The sequence below is a fragment of the Melissospora conviva genome, assembly GCF_049523535.1.
In the GTDB taxonomy this organism is placed as follows: Bacteria; Actinomycetota; Actinomycetes; order Mycobacteriales; family Micromonosporaceae; genus Melissospora; species Melissospora conviva.
In genome coordinates, this window is record NZ_JBLLDT010000001.1 from 452,800 (window position 1) to 469,673 (window position 16,874).

The following is a 16,874-nucleotide window of genomic DNA, read 5'->3' on the forward strand; positions in this document are numbered from 1 at the left end:
GATGCCGGACACTAGTTGACAAGTCTGCGCCCGCTCTTCGCCCAGCGCCGGGCGGGCGTCCAGGAGCGGCTGGCGCACCTGGAGCGGATGCGTGCCGAATCCATCGCCGACGATCGGGGGGCACGGCTGCGGCTCTCCACGCTCGACAACGGCGTCGCGCACCTGCGTACCGAACTCGCCTGGCTCGACGCTGTCGAAAAGGAGTTCACGTGAGCGCCTTCGCCGAGGTGCATCCACCCGCGACTACCCCGGCGGGTGGTCCGCTGGTGCTGCTGCACGGCGGCAACGTCGCGAACTGGATGTGGGAGCCGCAGCTGCCCGCCTTCGCGGACCGGCTGGTGCTCACCCCCGATATGCCGGGCTTCGGCGAGCGTACGGGTGAGGGGTGGCGGGGCCTCGACGCGATGGCCGACGACGTGGTGGCGCGGGTGACCGACCACGGGGTCGACGGTCCCTTCGATCTCGCCGGGCTTTCGCTGGGTGCCCTGGTGGCGCTGCGGGTGCTGGCGCGCCACCCCGACCGGGTGCGCTCGGCGTTCGTCACCGGAGCGCCGGTCGAACCCGCAGGTGCCGGGGTGCGTCTGATCTGCCGGCTGCAACTGGCCTTCTGGCAGGCGCCCTGGTTCTGGCGGGCGCAAGCCGCAGCGTTCGGAATCCCGCAGGACTCACGCTCGCGTTACATCGCGCACGGGCTCTCCGTACGCGCCGAAACCGCGTCCGCGATGAATGCGGAGGTGCTCGCGGGTGGGATTCCGGCGAACCTGAACCGCTACCGCGGCCCGCTGCTCGTGATCGCCGGGGAGAAGGACCAAGCGCTGGTGCGCAACTCCCTGCGGCTCATCGCGTCCGCCGCACCGCAGGCGCAACTGCGGCTCGCGCCGGGCCTGCATCACATCTGGAGTGCCGAGGATCCCGACCTGTTCAACGAGGTCCTGCGCTCCTGGCTGCACGGGACAACGGATCCGCGCCTGCTGCGGCTCGCCGGCGCCTGAACGCAGTCGGCCCCGATGGAGCCGGCGGCTCACAGCGTCAGCTTGTAGCCGATGTGGGTGGGTTCGAAGCCGAGGGACTCGTAGAACCGATGCGCGTCGGCGCGGGTGCGGTCGGTGGTGAGCTGCACCAGCCCGCAACCGCAGCGGCGGGCCTCGTCGATCGCCCAGCGGAACAGCTCCGTACCGAGTCCGCTGCCCCGCTCGGAGCCGGCGACCCGTACGGCCTCGACCAGCGCGCGGATGGTGGCGCGGCGGGACAGGCCGGGCAGGATCGTCAGTTGCAGGGTGCCGACGACGCGGCCGTTGCGTTCGGCGACGACGAGCTTCTGGTGCGGGTCGGCGTCGATCACGGCGAACGCCGCCAGGTACGGCGCCAGGTCGTCCGGGGACTCCCGGGTCGCGCCGAGCACGTCGTCGGCGAGCATCGCCACGATCGCGGAAACGTCGCCCGCGGTGGCCGGTCGGATCGTCAGGTCTGACATTCGTACCTCCCCGGACACCCTGCCATGACGACTTCTGGCCGGGGCGCACCCGTTTTCACAGAGATAGTCGAACCGATTGACTTTCGATAGGTTCCTCCTGATAGTCGATATATGTTGACTGAGCGTCGAGCGGTAGCCGCTCTCCGTGTCTTTCTCGTGGTGCTCTTCGGCGTACTGGTGGTGCTCCAGACCATGTCGCTGCCGGGGCAGTTCGCGCACATGGCCAAGGAGTCGCCGGAGCAGGCGTACCTGCGGTGGCCGGCGACGGCCGTGGCGGTTTTCCTGGTGCTCTGCGTCCAGGTGGTGATCGTCTCCACCTGGAAGCTGCTCACCCGGGTCCGCCAGGACAGCATCTTCAGCGAGGAGTCGCTGCGCTGGGTGGACGTGATCGTCTGGGCGATCGGCGCCGCCTGGCTGGTGCTGCTCGGCGTCTTTCTCTACGTCGGCTTCACCGCAGGCGACCCCGGTCTGCCGCTGCTGCTCTTCCTGCTGGTCGTCGGGGTGAGCGTGCTCGGGCTGCTGATGGTGGTCATGCGCGCGCTGCTGCGGCAGGCCACCACGCTGCGTACCGACATGGAAGCGGTGATCTGATGCCGATCGTCGTCCGCATCGACGTGCAGCTGGCCAAGCGCAAGATGAGCGTCGGCGAGTTCGCCGAACGGGTCGGCCTCACCCCGGCCAACGTCGCCGTCCTCAAGAACGGCCGCGCCAAGGCCGTCCGCTTCAGCACCCTGGAGGCGATGTGCCGGGTCCTCGACTGCCAACCCGGCGACCTCCTCGAATACGTCGAGGAATGAAGGAGCCTCCGACGGCATGTGCATGTCGGCGTGCGCCGAAACGCCGTCAGCGCTCCCGCCATTGTGGCCATTCGGGGAGGCTCTCCGAGGTGAGCGCGTCGAGCACGATCTGCTCCACCTCGGCGGGCGTCAGTGGAGCGTCACCCGCTGCCGGCATGCCATCTGGCGTCGGCATGCCGAGCGGAGTGCCCGCGTACGTGAACCGGGTCGGCTCGAAGACCATGACACCAGTCGGGGGAGTTCCGGCGCTCATCACGCAGACCGATCCCCAAGGTCGGTTGACGGTCACCGACTGACGACCTTCCTGGTGCATCTCGCGAATCCACCGCCTGACCGTTTCGCGGTCGTACACGGTGGTGGTGTCTTTGGTGGTGACCGTACGGCGAAGCCACCCCTGACGTCTGCGCACCGTGCGCTCCGCGAAGTCGACCGGCTCCGGGTTGTACTCGTCCACTTCTTCTCCCCACGACGGTCTGCTGGGCAAGAACCTAGGCGGACCACGCAACTCTGGCCGGCTCCGTAGAGCGTCCTTCGGCGATGAACTGGGTCATGGCGCTCGCGCGTACCGAACCTTGGCGTCGTCGGACGGGATGAGTGCCTACCGGTGGCTGCTGTGCTGTGTCGGCTTTGCGGCCTCCACCGGTCGGGTCCTGGCGTTCGTCGCCTGCACCACCCCGGCCGCGAGGAGCAGCACAGCGGCGGTGAGGCAGAGCAGCCGTACGACGGTGGCCCACGGCAGGTCGTGGCCCGGCAGGAACGGGGTCACGACGTACCCGATGAGTCCCACGGTGCCGACGACGGACCAGAACACCGCGGGGCGGGTGGGGACCGCCGGTGGGGCGCCGTGCCAGGCGCGCAGGAGCCGGCGTCGCCCGATCACCAGGGCGACCGTGAGCGTCGCCAGCGCGCCGACGGCACTGCTGGGAATGTCGGACACCGTCCACCAGGGGACGGCGTGGATCCGGTCCCAGTCGACGCCGAAAACGGTGCGCAACCACCCGTTGGTGTGGGTGAGGAAATCCCAGCCGAGGTGGCTGGCGGCCCCGAGCAGCGCGGACCCTCCGGTGACGTACCAGCGGTGGCGCACGGTGCCGAGCACCCCGTAATCGCGTAGCGCGAGCGGACCGAGGTGGGGCAGGTGAGCGGCGACGGTGGCGACCGTGCCGCGGATCAGCCACGCGCCGAACAGGGCCACCGGCAGACACCACCACAGCAGCGCGGGGAGGTTGTGACTGTTCCAGTCCGGGCCGACCCCGAGGAAGATGTAGCGGATGTCCGGGGCGACCGTCCCGGTCGTCAGCGCGACACCGTCGAACCATCGCGGACGCCAGAGCTTGAGGGGAAGTACGACCCCTGCGTGCGAGGGAAAGGTGGCCGGCATCAGCACGCTCCTGTGCTTTTCACGTGTTCTCCCCACGCCGGTCCACCGGACAAGCACCTAGGTTGAGGTAACAAGCCCCCAAGGTCAACCAGGTACACCAGTTCGTCGGATTCGGCACGGGCCCCAGTCAGTACAGTTGAGGTATCGGCGCGTCATCCGTCGGATCAGGCGTCAACCCCGGGAGGGGTCATGGCCGTTATCGAGATCGACAAGCTGGTCAAGACGTTCGGCGCCTTCCGGGCGCTCGACGGGCTCGACCTGCGGGTGGAGGCCGGTCAGGTGCACGGCTTCCTCGGCCCGAACGGCTCGGGGAAGTCCACCACCATCCGGATCCTGCTCGGCCTGCTGCGCCGCGACTCAGGCGACGTGCGGGTCTTCGGCGCCGACCCGTGGCGCGACGCCGTACGCCTGCACCGGCGGCTCGCGTACGTGCCGGGGGACGTCAACCTCTGGCCGAACCTCACCGGCGGGGAGTCGATCGACCTGCTCGGCCGGTTGCGTGGCGGCCTCAACCCGCGCCGCCGCGACGAGCTGCTGGAGCTCTTCGGTCTCGATCCGACCCGCCAGTTCCGCACCTACTCCAAGGGCAACCGGCAGAAGGTCGCCGTGGTCGCCGCCTTCGCCTCCGATGTCGAGCTCTACATCCTCGACGAGCCGACCTCCGGCTTCGACCCGCTAGTCAAGGCCGCGTTCGAGGAGGAGGTGCGGCGGATCAGGGCCGCGGGCGGCACGGTGCTCCTCTCCAGCCACGTGCTCGCCGAGGTCGAGGCGCTCTGCGACCGGGTCAGCATCATCCGCGACGGGCACACCGTCGTCACCGGCAGCCTCACCGAGCTGCGCCACCTCACCCGTACGACGATCGGGGTCGAGACCGCCCGACCGCTGACCGGGCTGGAGGCGCTGCCCGGTGTACACGCCGTACGGGAGGTCGAGGGGCGGACCCGCCTGGAGGTCGAACCGGACCACTTCGACGCGCTGCTCGCGCACCTGGCCGGGTTCGGCGTCCACGCGCTGACCAGCGCACCCCCCACCCTGGAGGAGCTGTTCCTGCGCTACTACGGCAACCAGGTCGGCTCGCGCGACCGGGACGGCTCCGGCCCGAGTGGCCTGGACGGCTCAGCCGACGCGGTGGAACTGCGATGAACGCCTTCGCCGGCACCGGGATGCTGACCCGGATCGTGCTGCGCCGTGACCGCGTCCGGCTCGGGCTCTGGCTGCTCGGTGTGCCGCTGCTCGGGTACGCGCTGGCCGTCAGCGTCTTCGGCATCTACCCCGACGAGGCGGCCCGGCGCGGGTACGCCGTGACGTCGGCGTCGAGCCTGGTGGCCCGGGCCTTCAACGGCCCGATCGGCGGAGCCGAGATGGGCGCGGTGGTGGTCGCCGAGACGTACGCGACGGCGGCGGTGATCGTCGCCCTGCTGAGCACCTTCGCGGTCGTACGCCACACCCGCCAGAACGAGGAAACCGGCAGGGCGGAGCTGCTCGGTTCCTCAGTGGTCGGCCGGTACGCGCTGCTCACCTCCGCGCTGCTGGTCGTCGTCGGGGTGAACGTCGTGGCCACGGTGCTGCTCGCGGTCGCCCTGATCGCCACCGGCCTGCCGGTCACCGGCTGCATCGCCGCCGCGGCGGCGATCGGCGGGGTCGGGCTCGCCTTCACCGCAGTGGCGGCCGTAACCGCCCAGCTCACCGTCACCTCCCGTGGCGCCAACGCGCTCGCCGCCGCCGCCGTCGGGATCGCCTTCCTCGTCCGCGCCGCCGGGGACGTCTTCGGCGACGCCTCCCCGGACGGCACCCGGCTGGAGAGCGCCTGGCCGTCCTGGGTATCCCCGCTCGGCTGGGGAAACCAGGTACGGGCCTTCGCCGGCGAACGGTGGTGGACCCTCGCCCTGCCGGTGGTGCTGCTGGTCGTCGCGGCGGGATGCGCGTACGCGCTGGCACAGCGGCGGGACGTCGGCGCGGGGCTGATTGCCAGCCGGCGCGGACCGGGCCAGGCCGCCGGCTGGCTGCGCGGCCCGGCCGGGCTGGCCTGGCGGATGCAGCGCGGCACCCTGCTCGGCTGGACGGTCGGGACGGCCGTGTTCGGTTTCTGCCTGGGCGTGGCCGCCGACGAGTTCCAGGCCATGATCTCCGACAACCCGGCCGCCGCCGACGTCATCGCCGCGATGGGCGGCGGTGGCCGGCTGGTCGACACCTACCTCGCCGCCGTGCTGGGGCTCTTCGCGCTGGCCTTCGGGGCGTACGTGGTGCAGGCCCTGCTGCGGATCCGCGCCGACGAGTCCGAGGGCGTCCTCGAAGCGGTGCTCGCCACCGCGGTCGGTCGCAGCCGCTGGCTCGGCACCCACCTCGCCGCCGCGGCGCTCGGGGCGCTGGCGCTGCTGCTGGTCGCCGGGGCCACCACCGGCCTCGGCTACGGGGTTGTCGCCGGGGACATACCGGGTCGGGTGCTCGCCCTGGCCGGGGCCGCCACGGTCTGGCTTCCGGCGCTGCTCGTGGTGGCCGGGGTGGTGATCGCGCTCTTCGGGCTGCTGCCGCGCTGGTCGGTCGGGCTGTCCTGGGCGGCGCTGCTGACGTTCCTGCTGCTCGGGCAGATCGGCACCCTACTGGAACTGCCGCAGCTCGCGCTCGACGTCTCGCCTTTCACCCACGTCCCGGCGGTGCCCGCCGCCGATGCGGACCTGGTGCCGCTGATCTTCCTGCTGGCGGTGGCGGGACTGCTGCTCTCTGCCGGCGCGGCGGCCTTCCGCCACCGCGACGTGCCGAACTGACCGTACGGCCGCAGCCTTCAGCCTTCCCGCCACTGCGGCCACCCGGGCAGGTGATCCGCGGTGAGTGCCTCGATCATGAGTTGCTCCACCTGGGCCGGGGTCAGCGGGGCGACATCCGGCACGACCATGCCCGCCGGGCTGCCCGCGTAGAGCAGCCGCGTACCGCTCTCCACCATGACGCCCGCCGGTGGGCGTCCCATGCTGATCGCGAAGACCGATCCCCAGGGCCGGTTGACGGTGACCGTCTGACTCGTTCCCTCGTGCATGTGCCGTATCCAGCGGGCGACCGTCTCGTGGTCGTCCAGACTGATGATGTCGTGGGTCATGACGGTCCTGCGGAGGATGCCCCGGCGCCGGCTCGCCACCCGTTGCGCGATGTGCTGCGCTGCCGGCCCGGTCTCCGGAACCGGGGCGCCGAAGGCGCCGAAGCGGTCGCTCATCTCCCCACCCTGCCAGAACCTGATCACCGTTGAAAAGGTCGCGCAGGCCGTCATCGGGCGTCGGCGAACGCCTCGATGCGGTCGAGGTCCGCAGGTTGCAGGCCGCGGTTCGGTCTGGGGGGCGATCAGCAGCGCGCGTCCGTCGCGGGTCAGTTCGTCGCGGAGCGGGCCGGGCTCCGGCAGTACCTCGTCGTCGGTCCAGATCAGCCTGCGGCCCTCGGCCAGTACGGCGCGGGCCGCGGCGAGCTTCAGCGGCCTGCAGGCCGGCCCGCGCGGCATGGGGTTCGCCGAGATCGCCCGCCCCAGCGGGGGCAGCCGCCACAGGCCGTTGCGACCGGCTTGCACCAGTTGTGGGCCGGCGGGCCTCCGGAGCCGACCATGCCCACTACGCTGGCCGGGATCAGCCGCCGGGGGAAGGGCCACACATGATCGTCAAGCGCTCGGCCGGGTGCCGCCGGTGAGTCGCGCCGGTCACCGGGCACGGCTCCTGGCCGGTGTACGCCGACGGCGCCGTCCCCTGATCATTCTGGGCGTCGTGGCGCTCCTGCTCAGCAGCATTCCCTGGCTCTGGACGACGACCTCCGCCCGCGGTCACCTCTACGACGAGGCCGCCGCCCCCAGCGCCGACGTCGTCATCGTCCTCGGCACCCGGGTCGGCAAGGACGGCCGGCCCTCCGTACGGCTCGCGGGCCGGCTGGAGACGGCTGCCGCGCTGGTCAACAGCGGCCGGGCGCGGGTGGTGCTGGTCTCCGGGGACGGCGGCGGGCGTTCCGGCGACGAGATCGCGGCGATGACCGCGTACCTGACCGGGGAACTGGGGGTCGATCCGCGACGGGTGGTGGCCGACCCGTACGGGCTCGACACCTACGACACCTGCGCGCGGGCCCGGGACGTCTACGGCGTGACCCGGGCGCTGATCGTGACGCAGTCCTACCACCTGGCGCGGGCGGTGACGCTCTGCCGCCACCTCGGCGTCGACACCGACGGCGTACGCGCCCGCTGCGACGACTGCAGTGCCCTGCTGCTGACCCACCAGAGCCTGCGCGACTACCTGGCCAGCGGTAAGGCCGCCTGGGACGCGCTGCGCCGCCGGCCCCCGGAGGTGGTCTCGCCGGCGAGCCCGGCGGTACACGACGCCCTCAACGAAAGCTGATCGCAAGAACCCCTCGTGCACCTGGCCGGCGTCGAATCTTTTCGACTCCAGGCGGCTGACACTCAGGAGCAGCGATGACCCCACCATCCGACCGCCTCGTCGAAATCATTGATCGGACCGAGGCTCTCCTTTTCAGCTTCGACGGCCCGATCTGCCGCCTCTTCACGGACAGCTCCGCGCCGCGTGTCACGGCGCACGTTCGTCAACTGATCGCCGACCAGGGCGTCGAGGTTCCGGACGATCTGCGCGACCAGGACGACCCGGTGGAACTCTTCCGGGCAGTCGCCGCTCACGCCCCCCAGATCGCCGATTCGGTCGGTACGGCCCTTGCTGAGGCGGAGGTGCAGCGGGCGCAGATTGCCGAGACCACCCTCGGCCTCTTCGATGTTGTCCGCGAGTGTCAGGCGAGCGGGCGCACCCTCGCGATCGTCAGCAACACCTCCAGCGCGGCGATCGGCACCTACCTGGCACGCCGTGATCGCACCCGGCACTTCGCCGCCGTGATCGGCCGGGATGAACGGCCGGAGTTGTCGAAACCGAGCCCGGTGCCGGTCGTACGGGCGTTGCGGTCGCTGGATGTCGGACCCGGTGCTGCTGTTCTGGTCGGTGATTCCCCGGCCGACGTCGAAGCCGCCCACGCCGCCGGCATCGCCTGTATCGGATTCGCCGACGAGCCTGGCAGCGCCGAACGACTGCTCGCTGCCGGCGCCGACGCGATCGTCACTGACCTGACCGATTTCGCGAAGGTCCTCTCGGCCACCCGCAAACCCCGAACCCGGTTGCGGTGGATCAAGTGGGACGACGATCGGCTCATCGTCGTGCCGGCGTCCGTTCTCACCAGGTGGGGCGGAATGTCGGCGCATGCGGGTGGGGGGCCAGAGTGGCGCAGCCGGGGCGACTACGGGCGAGCCTGCCAGGTCGACGGCGTCGGGGTTTTGGAGGTCGGTGACGGGCAGGCGCTCGTCCTCGGCGACGAGCCCGTGTCGATGACGTTTCTGCCGGATCAGCGGCTCTTCGTCGGGTGGGGAGGGGGTTCGGAGGACGACGCCATCCGGCTCATCCCCGAAGCCGTCGCGGCAGCAGACTGGGAGGACGCGGGCACGTGGACGACCAGCGGCCCGGCCTGGATGTTCAACTGTGCCTTCGCGGGCGAGGAAATGGAGCAGGACGCGCACCTCGCCGTCGAGTTGGCGGCCGGCACCTACCTGATCCGTACCGCCTATGTCGAGACCGGAAAGAGAGAAGACCTGACGCTGGTGCACCTGGTCGAACGGCCACCGGCGACACCGAAAACCCCTGTCCCGACCTGCGGTTGACGGCTACCTTGGCGGCATCGACGCCAGCTGAGGAGCCCGTACGTGGATCTGCCGCGCATCTTCACCATCCGCGAGTCGCGTCACCGCATCCACAACCCGATCGACGAGCCGAAGCTCGACCTGCTCGGCCGGGTGATTCCGCTGGATGCCGGCACCAGCCTCCTCGACCTGGCCTGCGGCAGCGGTGAGATGCTCTGCCGCTGGGCCCGCGACCACGGCGTCATCGGCACCGGGGTGGACCTCAGCAGCGTCTTCACCGCCTCCGCCCGGGACCGCGCCGCCGAGTTCGGGGTGACCGACCGGGTCACCTTCGTGCAGGCCGACGCCGCCGGGTACGTCGCCGACACCCCCGTCGACATCACCGCCTGCATCGGCGCCACCTGGATCGGCGGCGGCCTCGACGGCACCATCGAACTACTCGAGCGCAGCCTGCGCCCCGGCGGCCTGCTGCTGGTCGGCGAACCCTTCTGGCGCAGGGACCCGCCCGACCAGGAGACGATCGAGGCCTGCCACGCGACGACGAAAGCTGACTTCCGCGACCTGCCCGGCCTGGTCGCCCACTTCGGGGAGCTGGGCTGGGACCTGGTGCAGATGGTCCTCGCCGACCAGGACAGCTGGGACCGGTACGTCGCCGCCCAGTGGTTCAACATCCGCGAATGGCTCGACGTCAACCCCGGCGACGAGATGGCCGGCCAGATGCGCGACGAGCTGCACACCGCCCCGGTGACGTATGTCCGCTACGAGCGGGAGTACCTGGGCTGGGGAGTCTTCGTCCTGAAGAAGCGCTGACCCGCGTCTCGATCCGGTCTTTTTCGCGTGACGGATCGACCAGTCCTGTTGACCCGGCCGAGGCGTCTTCGCTTCCGTGTCTTTAGTGACCGACGACGGGATCGGAGCGCGGCGATGCAACCTCCCACGTACCCGGTGATGCCGGCGCCCGCACCGGCGCCGCCGCCGGATCGGAAACCCGGGTGGGGTACGGCCGTGGTACTGGGCGTCGCCGTCGCCGTCGTCGTCGCGCTGGTCGCGGCGGTCCTGGTCACCTGGCGCGCGGTGGCGCCGGTGAAGGAGCCCGTGCAGGAGCCCGCCGCGATCCCGGCGACCAGGAGCGCTGAGGTCTTCGTCGACCTCCCGTCGGAGCTCAGCCCACCGGCCCGGGTGGTGGATCTGCCGGCCGACCGCGGTGTGGGCTGGGGCGCCCTGATCTACCACCGGGATGTCACTTCCGGCGTCGACCTCGATGCGGGCACGTCCGAGGAGGTCGACGTCTTCCTGGTGACCGGCTCGGGCGAGCAGTTCCGGGTGGGGCGCACCAGCGCGGGCGGGGAGTCGCTCGACCTGTCGCTTTCGCCGGACGGGCGCTGGCTGGCCAGCAGACCGGACGGCCAGTGGCGGGTACGCGACCTCTCCGGCACGGCCGAGCACGGGTTGCCTGCCGGCGCCGAGTTCGTGTTCTGGTCCACCCACGCCGGGTCGTTGCTGCTGATGCAGAAGCAGTCGGGCAGCCACAGCTACGCGGTCATGACGCTGCCGGACGGCGTGGTGCGGCCGCTCGGTGTCCCGGTGCGCCAACTCGTGCTTCCGGTCGCCCTCGTCGACGGACGCGAGCTGGCGCTGGTGGAGTCGGCGCCGTACACCGGCGGGGAGCCGTCGCCGGCGTTCACCCTCGCTCTCCTCGACGTGGTGACCGGCGGCATGCGGTCTCTGCGCCTGTTCGCCGAAGGCGAGTTGCGCTCCGGTGAGGTGCCGGGCCCCGTCGTGCCGCTCATTCAGGCGGGCGGCGACCCCGCCACCATCTGGATCCAGGTCGGCCGCCCGGAAGGGCTGGCTCTGCAGCCGCCCCTGTCGATCCTGGGAGTCGAGGTGGGGTCGGGCGCTCGCACCGGCCGAATCGAGCTGCCGCTGTCGGAGGGAAGCTTCCTGACGGTGCTCGTCGACGGTGTCGTCCTGAAGGGACAGAGCGACGGTGGCACGGAGCTGAAGGTGCTCGACTTGAGGACCGGTACGCGCCGCACCGTGACCACCATCCAGGGCACGGTCGTCCTGGTCGTCCCCGGGACCCGCTACTGACCGCCGGGACGTCGTCGCGCTCCACAGTGGCTGCGCCGGGCCCCGGAATCGGCCATGATGCCCCCATGTCCACCGAAGACATCTATCTGGCCGGTGAGCCCTCGGCCGGGACACGCGGCGAGGATCCGGCCGGCTGGCTCGTCGCCGTACAGGAGCGGTCGTTCCGCCGGGCCTCGGCGGCGACGGTGGCCGCCTATCCGGCGGCGGCCCGGATGACCGGTGCCGAGCTGGTGGCGTACCTCTCCTCCGGGCGGCACGCGGTGCTCGCCACCACCCGGCCGGACGGCCGCCCACATGCGGTCCCCTCCGGCCTCCTCCTCCACGACCGGGCGGTGTGGCTGCCGCTCGGCGGTGGCGCCGTACGCAGGAGGAACGTGGCCGCGAATCCGTGGGCGTCGGTGGTGATGGCCGAGGGGACCGGCGCCGCTCACCGCCTGGTGATCTGCGAAGGCCCCGCCGGGCTGGTGGAGCGGCCCGACGAAGGGCTCCTGGCGGCGGCACGGCGTCAGCCCCGCGACATGTCCTGGGCGACCTGGTGGATCCGCATGACCCCGGAGAAGGTCTTCAGTTACGACGGCGGGAAGGACGGGTGACCGGCGAGGTTTCCGGTCGCCATCCGACGTGCCTGGCGGGGTGAAAAGGTCAGGCGTGCTGGGCGATCTGGATGAGGTTGCCGCAGGTGTCGTCGAGCACCGCCGTGGTCACCGGGCCCATTTCGATCGGTTCCTGGGTGAAGCGTACGCCGAGCGCGCTGAGCCGCTCGTGCTCCTTGCGTACGTCGGCGACGGCGAAGGAGGTGCACGGGATCCCGTCGGCGACCAGGGCGGTCTTGAACGGCTGCACGGCTGGGTGGCCGTCGGGCTCGAGGAGCAGCTCCACGCCGTCGGGGTCGTCGGGGGAGGCCACGGTGATCCAGCGCGGGCCGTCCGGGGCGAGCGGCATGTCGTTCTTCTTCACGAAGCCGAGCACGTCGGTGTAGAAGGCCAGGGCCTTGGCCTGGTCGTCGACGAAGACGCTGGTCAGGATGATCTTCATTGTTCCTCCTGGGTTCCGGGTTTGAGCCATCGGTCGGTGAGGTGCTCAAGGGGTGCGGTGTTCAGGTGGTGGAACTTGTAGCGGCCGTCGCGCCGGCTCTGGACCAGGCCGGCGTTTTCGAGGAGCTCCAGGTGCTGGGAGATCGCCTGGCGGGACGAGTGGAGCTGGTGCTTCATGATCAGCCGGTTGCAGAGCTCGAAGAGGGTCTGGCCGTCGTGGTCGGCCAGCTCGTCGAGGATCGCGCGCCGGGTCGGATCGGCGAGCGCCTTGAAGACGTCTGCCACCGCCGCAGTATAGGCAAGTAAACTCTTGCCTATCAATCCCGCCGCGCCCGGGACAACCGCATCGCGGGGGTGAATCGGACTCCGTCGGCGGGGACGCCTTCCTGCTCCTGGCCGTCGGCGTCGCGGTAGTGCCAGGTGAAGCGCAGGCCACGGGCGGTACTGATGTCGGGACCGTCCATGAGCTGAAAGTGCAGGTGCGGCTCGGTGGAGTTGCCCGAGTTGCCGCACTCGGCCAGCGGCTGCCCGGCCGTCACCCGGTCGCCGACTGTCACCTTCAGCGAGTCGCGTCGCAGGTGGGCGAAGACGGCGTGCACGCCGTCGCCGAGATCGAGGACGAGGTGGTTGCCGAGCAGGTGCCGGGGCAGGCCGAGGGAGCGTACGAAGCCCTCCGCCACCAGGTAGAGCACCCCGGGCAGCGACGTACGGGAGAGGTGATCGCGCGCTCCGTCATGGACGGCCACGACCCGCGCGTCGGCCGGCGCGCGCAGCGGCGCCCCGAACGCGGGGTACGCCTCCGGGCGGCGAGCCGGTGGCCAGAACCAGACGGGTTCGGGTGCGCCGGGACCGACAAGGTCGATCGCGTACGTCTGCGCGAGGCGGTGGGTGTGGCTCGGCACCTTGGTAGCGGGCCCGTTGAGGGCTTTCCAGGAACCCTGCGCGGGTACGTCCACCGCCACCGGCGGCCGCTCCTCGCGGGGTGGGCGCTGCGCCCGGGTGCCGAGTTGCAGCAGCAGGACGCTGGTGACCACCAGGGCGACGCCGACGAACCAGAGCGGTCCGAGGCCGCGCCAGTTGACAAGGATGCAGGCAGCGCCCGCGACGAGCAGCGCTCCGTGGTACCGGGCAAGGGACTTGACCATGAATCGCCTCCTGAGAGTATCGACGGCGACGGATCAGGGCCGGTAGAGGCGCTCCAGGTACGCCGGGCCGTAGTGCCGCTCCAGGTCGGCCAGGGGTATGTCGGCGGCGTCGGTGAGTTTGGCGAGCTGCGCCCGTGACGGCAGAACGTCCGGCTGCCAGGTCTGCGGATCCCAGAGCTGCGAACGCATGAACGCCTTCGCGCAGTGGCTGAAGATCTCGTCGATCTCCACCACGAGCGCGAACTGCGGCCGGTGTCCCTTGACGACCATCTCCTCGAAGAAGGGCGCGTCGCGGACCAGCCGGGCCCGGCCGTTGATCCGCAGCGTGTCGGTGCGCCCCGGAATCAGATAGATCAGCCCGACGTGCGGGTTGTCGAGGATGTTGTGGAATCCGTCGGCGCGACGGTTGCCGGGGCGCTCCGGGATGGCGATGGTGCGCTCGTCGAGCACCACGGTGAAACCCGCCGGGTCGCCCTTCGGGGAGACGTCGCAGTTGCCGTCGGCGTCAGCGGTGGCGACCAGGCAGAACGGCGAGGCGGCCAGCCACTGCCGGTCCACCTCGTGCAGCGTACGGCGGGCCTTGTTCGCCACCCGTGGGGTCGGCGGGCCGAGCAGCGCGCGCAACTCGTCGTGGGAGGTGATCGTCGTCGGCTCGTCCACCACGGTCACGGTCGGTCCCCTTCGATTGGCCGGCCTCGATTCTAGGCAGCAATCCGGCCGTCTCATCGTCGACAATGACGCATCTCTCCCGCCCGGGCCGGTGTCCCGCCCCGGTGTCCCGTGCGGTGCCGGTCCCGCCTCCGGCCGCCGTGACCAGGGCCGACGCCCGTGAGCAGGGTGAACGGTACGCTGACGGGCGCCGCAGGACCTCGGAGGAAAACAGCATGAGCCAGTCCCGGATCATCCCGCCCTCACCGGACGTACGCGCGCAGGCCGCCGCCCGGCTGGCGGCGCTCGCCACCCCGCCCGGTGCGCTGGGGCGCCTCGGTGAGGTCGGGGTCTGGCTCGCCGCAACCCAGGGGCAGGTGCCGCCGGCGCCGGTGGAGCGGATCCGGCTGGTCATCTTCGCCGGGGACCACGGGGTAGCCGCGCACGGCGTCTCGGCGTTCCCGCCGGCCATCACCGGCGCGATGGTCCGGACCTTCCTGGCCGGCAAGGCCGGGGTCTCGGCGCTCGCCGCCACGCACGGCGTCACCGTACGGGTCCTCGACCTCGGCGTCGACGAGGACTTCACCGACCTCCCCGCCGATGTCCGCGCTGCCCTGACCGCGCACAAGGTGCGGCGCTCCAGCGGCGCGATCCACCTGACCGACGCGCTAACCGCCGAGGAGACCGCCGCGGCGCTCGCCGTCGGCGAGACCGTCGCCCGCGAGGAGATCGCCGCCGGGGCGCAGCTGCTGATCAGCGGCGACATGGGCATCGGCAACACCACCCCGGCCGCCGCGCTGGTCGCCGCCGGGCTCGGCCTGCCCGCCGCCGAGGTCGTCGGCCGGGGCACCGGCGTCGACGACGCCGGGCTGGCCCACAAGACGGCGGTGATCGACGCCGCGCTCTCCCGCGCCGGGGCCCGCACCGACGACCCGGTGCAGACGCTCGCCGCACTCGGCAGCGCCGACCTGGCCGCCACCACCGGCTACCTGCTCACCGCGGCGCGGGCCGGCGTGCCGGTGCTGCTCGACGGCCTGATGAGCGTCGCCTGCGCGCTCACCGCCGACCGGATCGCCCCCGGTGCCGCCGCCTGGTACGCCGCCGGGCACCGCTCCACCGAACCCGCCCAGTCGATGGCGCTGGCGAAGCTCGGCCTCGAACCACTGCTCGACCTGGGTCTGCGCCTCGGCGAGGGCAGCGGCGCGGTCGCCGCCGTGCCGGTGCTGCGCAGCGCGGGGGCGCTCCTGCGCGACGTCGCTCTCCTCGCCGACCTCGGCGCCTGACGGCGGTGCTGCCGGACCCGTGGCGGCTCGCGGCCGGCACGCTCACCGCGATCCCAGTCCCCCCGCCGGGCCGCGTCGACCGTAGGGTCGCACGCCGGGCGATGCTCCTCGCGCCGCTGGCGGTGCTGCCGCTGGGGGCGCTCGTCGCGGCCGTCGGGATCGCCGGGTATTACCTGACGCTGCCGCCGGCCGTGGTGGCGGTGCTGGCGATCGGCGCGCTCGCGGCCGGCAGCCGGGCCTTCCACCTCGACGGCCTCTCCGACACCGTCGACGGGCTGACCGCCTCCTACGACCGGGAACGCTCGCTGGCGGTGATGAAGACCGGCACCGCCGGCCCCGCCGGGGTGGTCGCGCTGATCGTGGTGCTCGGCCTCCAGGCAACCGCCCTGACCGCGCTCTTCGATTCGGTACGCGGCGTCGTCCTCGCCGCCGCGGCGGTCTGCGTCTCCCGCTGCGCGCTGGCGCTCTGCTGCGCCCGCGGCCTGCGCCCCGCCCGTCCCGACGGCCTGGGTGTGACGTACGCGCAGACAGTGCCCCGCATCGCCGCCGCCGCGCTCTGGATGGCCGCCGCGGTACTGCTCGCGGCGCTCGGCTGGTGGGCGGGGCTTGACTGGTGGCGGGGAGCGCTCGCCGTGGGCTGCGCCGTGCTGGTGCTGCTTGCGCTGCTGGCCCGCACCAATCGTCGCTTCGGCGGTGTGACCGGGGACGTCTTCGGCGCCGCGGTGGAGATCGCGCTGGCCACGCTCCTCATCGCGCTCGTCTGACCGGCCGCGGCGCGCGTCAGAGCACGAGGACGCGGCCGGCGATAACCAGGTGCACCTCGTCGCAGGCGCCGGCCAGCCGCTGGTTGACAGTGCCGAGCAGGTCCCGGAAGAGCCGCCCCGACCGGTGCGCGGGGACCACCCCGAGCCCGACCTCGTTGGTCACCAGGACAACGTCGGGCACCTGCGCCAGGGCGGTGACCGCCGCGTCCAGCAGGTCGTCGACGACGGCGCCGACCTCGTCGGCGGGACGCTCCCAGAGGCCGCGCTCGTCGAGCACTCCGGTCAGCCAGGTCCCCAGACAGTCGACCAGCACCGGGCCGCCGGCCGCCGCGAAGACGGCCGGCAGATCACGGGTCTCCAGAGTCGTCCAACTCGCCGGGCGGCGGTCGCGGTGCGCGGCCAGCCGCAGCGCCCAGTCCGGGTCGGGATCCTCGGCGGCGCTCGGGCCGGCCGCGACGTAGGTGACCTGCTCCCGCCCGGCGAGCAGCGATTCGGCATGCCGGGACTTGCCCGACCGCACCCCACCGGTGACCAGCACCCTCACGACACCCTCCCCACGCGGGCGGTGTGCCGGCGGGTCGTGGGCAGCGCAGCGGTGTGCCGG

Annotated in this window: 22 protein-coding genes; 13 read left to right on the forward strand and 9 right to left on the reverse strand. The window is 71.7% G+C overall.

What is annotated here, in order from left to right; translation table 11 throughout:
- The first annotated feature begins 15 nt into the window (after window positions 1-15).
- Entirely contained in the window at window positions 16-213 is a 198-nt protein-coding gene (locus tag ACK8GG_RS02255) for a hypothetical protein (protein ID WP_440355409.1), read from the forward strand.
- Window positions 210-992 carry an alpha/beta fold hydrolase gene (locus ACK8GG_RS02260; protein WP_440355410.1) on the forward strand — a complete coding sequence of 261 codons (783 nt, stop codon included), beginning with the start codon at window positions 210-212 and terminating at the stop codon, window positions 990-992. Before ACK8GG_RS02255 ends, ACK8GG_RS02260 begins: the two co-directional genes overlap by 4 nt.
- A 29-nt stretch (window positions 993-1,021) precedes the next feature.
- Here the strand turns inward: ACK8GG_RS02260 and ACK8GG_RS02265 are convergent, their stop codons facing one another.
- Complete coding sequence (locus tag ACK8GG_RS02265) at window positions 1,022-1,474, reverse strand: GNAT family N-acetyltransferase (protein WP_440355411.1); 453 nt, start codon at window positions 1,472-1,474, stop codon at window positions 1,022-1,024.
- Between the two features lie 111 nt (window positions 1,475-1,585).
- Between ACK8GG_RS02265 and ACK8GG_RS02270 the strand changes: the two genes are divergently transcribed.
- Window positions 1,586-2,065 carry a DUF2975 domain-containing protein gene (locus ACK8GG_RS02270; RefSeq protein WP_440355412.1) on the forward strand — a complete coding sequence of 160 codons (480 nt, stop codon included), beginning with the start codon at window positions 1,586-1,588 and terminating at the stop codon, window positions 2,063-2,065.
- The gene (locus tag ACK8GG_RS02275) at window positions 2,065-2,271 is read left to right on the forward strand and encodes a helix-turn-helix domain-containing protein (protein WP_396702712.1); all 207 of its coding nucleotides are present in this window, start codon (window positions 2,065-2,067) and stop codon (window positions 2,269-2,271) included. Before ACK8GG_RS02270 ends, ACK8GG_RS02275 begins: the two co-directional genes overlap by 1 nt.
- 46 nt (window positions 2,272-2,317) lie before the next feature.
- Here the strand turns inward: ACK8GG_RS02275 and ACK8GG_RS02280 are convergent, their stop codons facing one another.
- Window positions 2,318-2,725: a hypothetical protein gene (locus ACK8GG_RS02280; RefSeq protein ID WP_440354270.1), complete on the reverse strand. Its 408-nt coding sequence runs from the start codon at window positions 2,723-2,725 to the stop codon at window positions 2,318-2,320.
- Window positions 2,726-2,869: 144 nt separating this feature from the next.
- The gene (locus ACK8GG_RS02285; protein WP_440355413.1) at window positions 2,870-3,652 is read right to left on the reverse strand and encodes a DUF4184 family protein; all 783 of its coding nucleotides are present in this window, start codon (window positions 3,650-3,652) and stop codon (window positions 2,870-2,872) included.
- A 189-nt stretch (window positions 3,653-3,841) separates the two neighbouring features.
- Between ACK8GG_RS02285 and ACK8GG_RS02290 the strand changes: the two genes are divergently transcribed.
- Window positions 3,842-4,795 (forward strand): ABC transporter ATP-binding protein, encoded by a 954-nt coding sequence (locus ACK8GG_RS02290; RefSeq protein ID WP_440354268.1) that lies wholly within the window; start codon window positions 3,842-3,844, stop codon window positions 4,793-4,795.
- A complete protein-coding gene (locus ACK8GG_RS02295; RefSeq protein WP_440348498.1) occupies window positions 4,792-6,417 on the forward strand; it encodes an ABC transporter permease in 1,626 nt (541 codons plus the stop codon). The genes ACK8GG_RS02290 and ACK8GG_RS02295 overlap by 4 nt, the downstream gene beginning before the upstream one ends.
- A 17-nt stretch (window positions 6,418-6,434) precedes the next feature.
- Here ACK8GG_RS02295 and ACK8GG_RS02300 read toward each other — a convergent pair whose 3' ends face one another.
- Window positions 6,435-6,857 (reverse strand): hypothetical protein, encoded by a 423-nt coding sequence (locus ACK8GG_RS02300; protein ID WP_440348497.1) that lies wholly within the window; start codon window positions 6,855-6,857, stop codon window positions 6,435-6,437.
- 457 nt (window positions 6,858-7,314) lie between these two features.
- Here ACK8GG_RS02300 and ACK8GG_RS02305 point away from each other — a divergent pair, with 457 nt between their 5' ends.
- From ACK8GG_RS02305 to ACK8GG_RS02325, 5 genes are all read left to right on the forward strand, one after another.
- A complete protein-coding gene (locus ACK8GG_RS02305; RefSeq protein WP_440348496.1) occupies window positions 7,315-8,010 on the forward strand; it encodes a SanA/YdcF family protein in 696 nt (231 codons plus the stop codon).
- Window positions 8,011-8,084: 74 nt separating this feature from the next.
- Window positions 8,085-9,326, forward strand: coding sequence for an Imm21 family immunity protein (locus tag ACK8GG_RS02310; RefSeq protein WP_440348495.1), 1,242 nt, complete (start codon window positions 8,085-8,087; stop codon window positions 9,324-9,326).
- A 42-nt stretch (window positions 9,327-9,368) separates the two neighbouring features.
- Window positions 9,369-10,115: an SAM-dependent methyltransferase gene (locus ACK8GG_RS02315; RefSeq protein WP_440355414.1), complete on the forward strand. Its 747-nt coding sequence runs from the start codon at window positions 9,369-9,371 to the stop codon at window positions 10,113-10,115.
- 114 nt (window positions 10,116-10,229) lie between these two features.
- Window positions 10,230-11,396: a hypothetical protein gene (locus ACK8GG_RS02320; RefSeq protein ID WP_440355415.1), complete on the forward strand. Its 1,167-nt coding sequence runs from the start codon at window positions 10,230-10,232 to the stop codon at window positions 11,394-11,396.
- A 65-nt stretch (window positions 11,397-11,461) separates the two neighbouring features.
- Window positions 11,462-11,989 carry a pyridoxamine 5'-phosphate oxidase family protein gene (locus ACK8GG_RS02325; RefSeq protein WP_440348492.1) on the forward strand — a complete coding sequence of 176 codons (528 nt, stop codon included), beginning with the start codon at window positions 11,462-11,464 and terminating at the stop codon, window positions 11,987-11,989.
- A 49-nt stretch (window positions 11,990-12,038) separates the two neighbouring features.
- Here ACK8GG_RS02325 and ACK8GG_RS02330 read toward each other — a convergent pair whose 3' ends face one another.
- The 4 genes from ACK8GG_RS02330 to ACK8GG_RS02345 are packed head-to-tail and all read right to left on the reverse strand — an operon-like array spanning window position 12,039 to window position 14,235.
- Window positions 12,039-12,431, reverse strand: coding sequence for a VOC family protein (locus ACK8GG_RS02330; RefSeq protein ID WP_440348491.1), 393 nt, complete (start codon window positions 12,429-12,431; stop codon window positions 12,039-12,041).
- Window positions 12,428-12,715: an ArsR/SmtB family transcription factor gene (locus ACK8GG_RS02335; RefSeq protein WP_440355416.1), complete on the reverse strand. Its 288-nt coding sequence runs from the start codon at window positions 12,713-12,715 to the stop codon at window positions 12,428-12,430. The genes ACK8GG_RS02330 and ACK8GG_RS02335 overlap by 4 nt, the downstream gene beginning before the upstream one ends.
- A gap of 32 nt (window positions 12,716-12,747) precedes the next feature.
- Window positions 12,748-13,575 carry a peptidoglycan DD-metalloendopeptidase family protein gene (locus tag ACK8GG_RS02340; protein WP_440348489.1) on the reverse strand — a complete coding sequence of 276 codons (828 nt, stop codon included), beginning with the start codon at window positions 13,573-13,575 and terminating at the stop codon, window positions 12,748-12,750.
- Between the two features lie 33 nt (window positions 13,576-13,608).
- Window positions 13,609-14,235, reverse strand: coding sequence for a pyridoxamine 5'-phosphate oxidase family protein (locus ACK8GG_RS02345; protein WP_440355678.1), 627 nt, complete (start codon window positions 14,233-14,235; stop codon window positions 13,609-13,611).
- 224 nt (window positions 14,236-14,459) lie between these two features.
- Here ACK8GG_RS02345 and cobT point away from each other — a divergent pair, with 224 nt between their 5' ends.
- Both cobT and ACK8GG_RS02355 read left to right on the forward strand, forming a co-directional pair.
- Entirely contained in the window at window positions 14,460-15,506 is a 1,047-nt protein-coding gene (cobT, locus tag ACK8GG_RS02350; RefSeq protein ID WP_440355417.1) for a nicotinate-nucleotide--dimethylbenzimidazole phosphoribosyltransferase, read from the forward strand.
- Window positions 15,507-15,511: 5 nt separating this feature from the next.
- Window positions 15,512-16,270, forward strand: coding sequence for an adenosylcobinamide-GDP ribazoletransferase (locus ACK8GG_RS02355; protein WP_440355418.1), 759 nt, complete (start codon window positions 15,512-15,514; stop codon window positions 16,268-16,270).
- Window positions 16,271-16,286: 16 nt separating this feature from the next.
- Here ACK8GG_RS02355 and ACK8GG_RS02360 read toward each other — a convergent pair whose 3' ends face one another.
- Window positions 16,287-16,814: a bifunctional adenosylcobinamide kinase/adenosylcobinamide-phosphate guanylyltransferase gene (locus tag ACK8GG_RS02360; protein WP_440354258.1), complete on the reverse strand. Its 528-nt coding sequence runs from the start codon at window positions 16,812-16,814 to the stop codon at window positions 16,287-16,289.
- Window positions 16,815-16,874 lie beyond the last annotated feature (60 nt).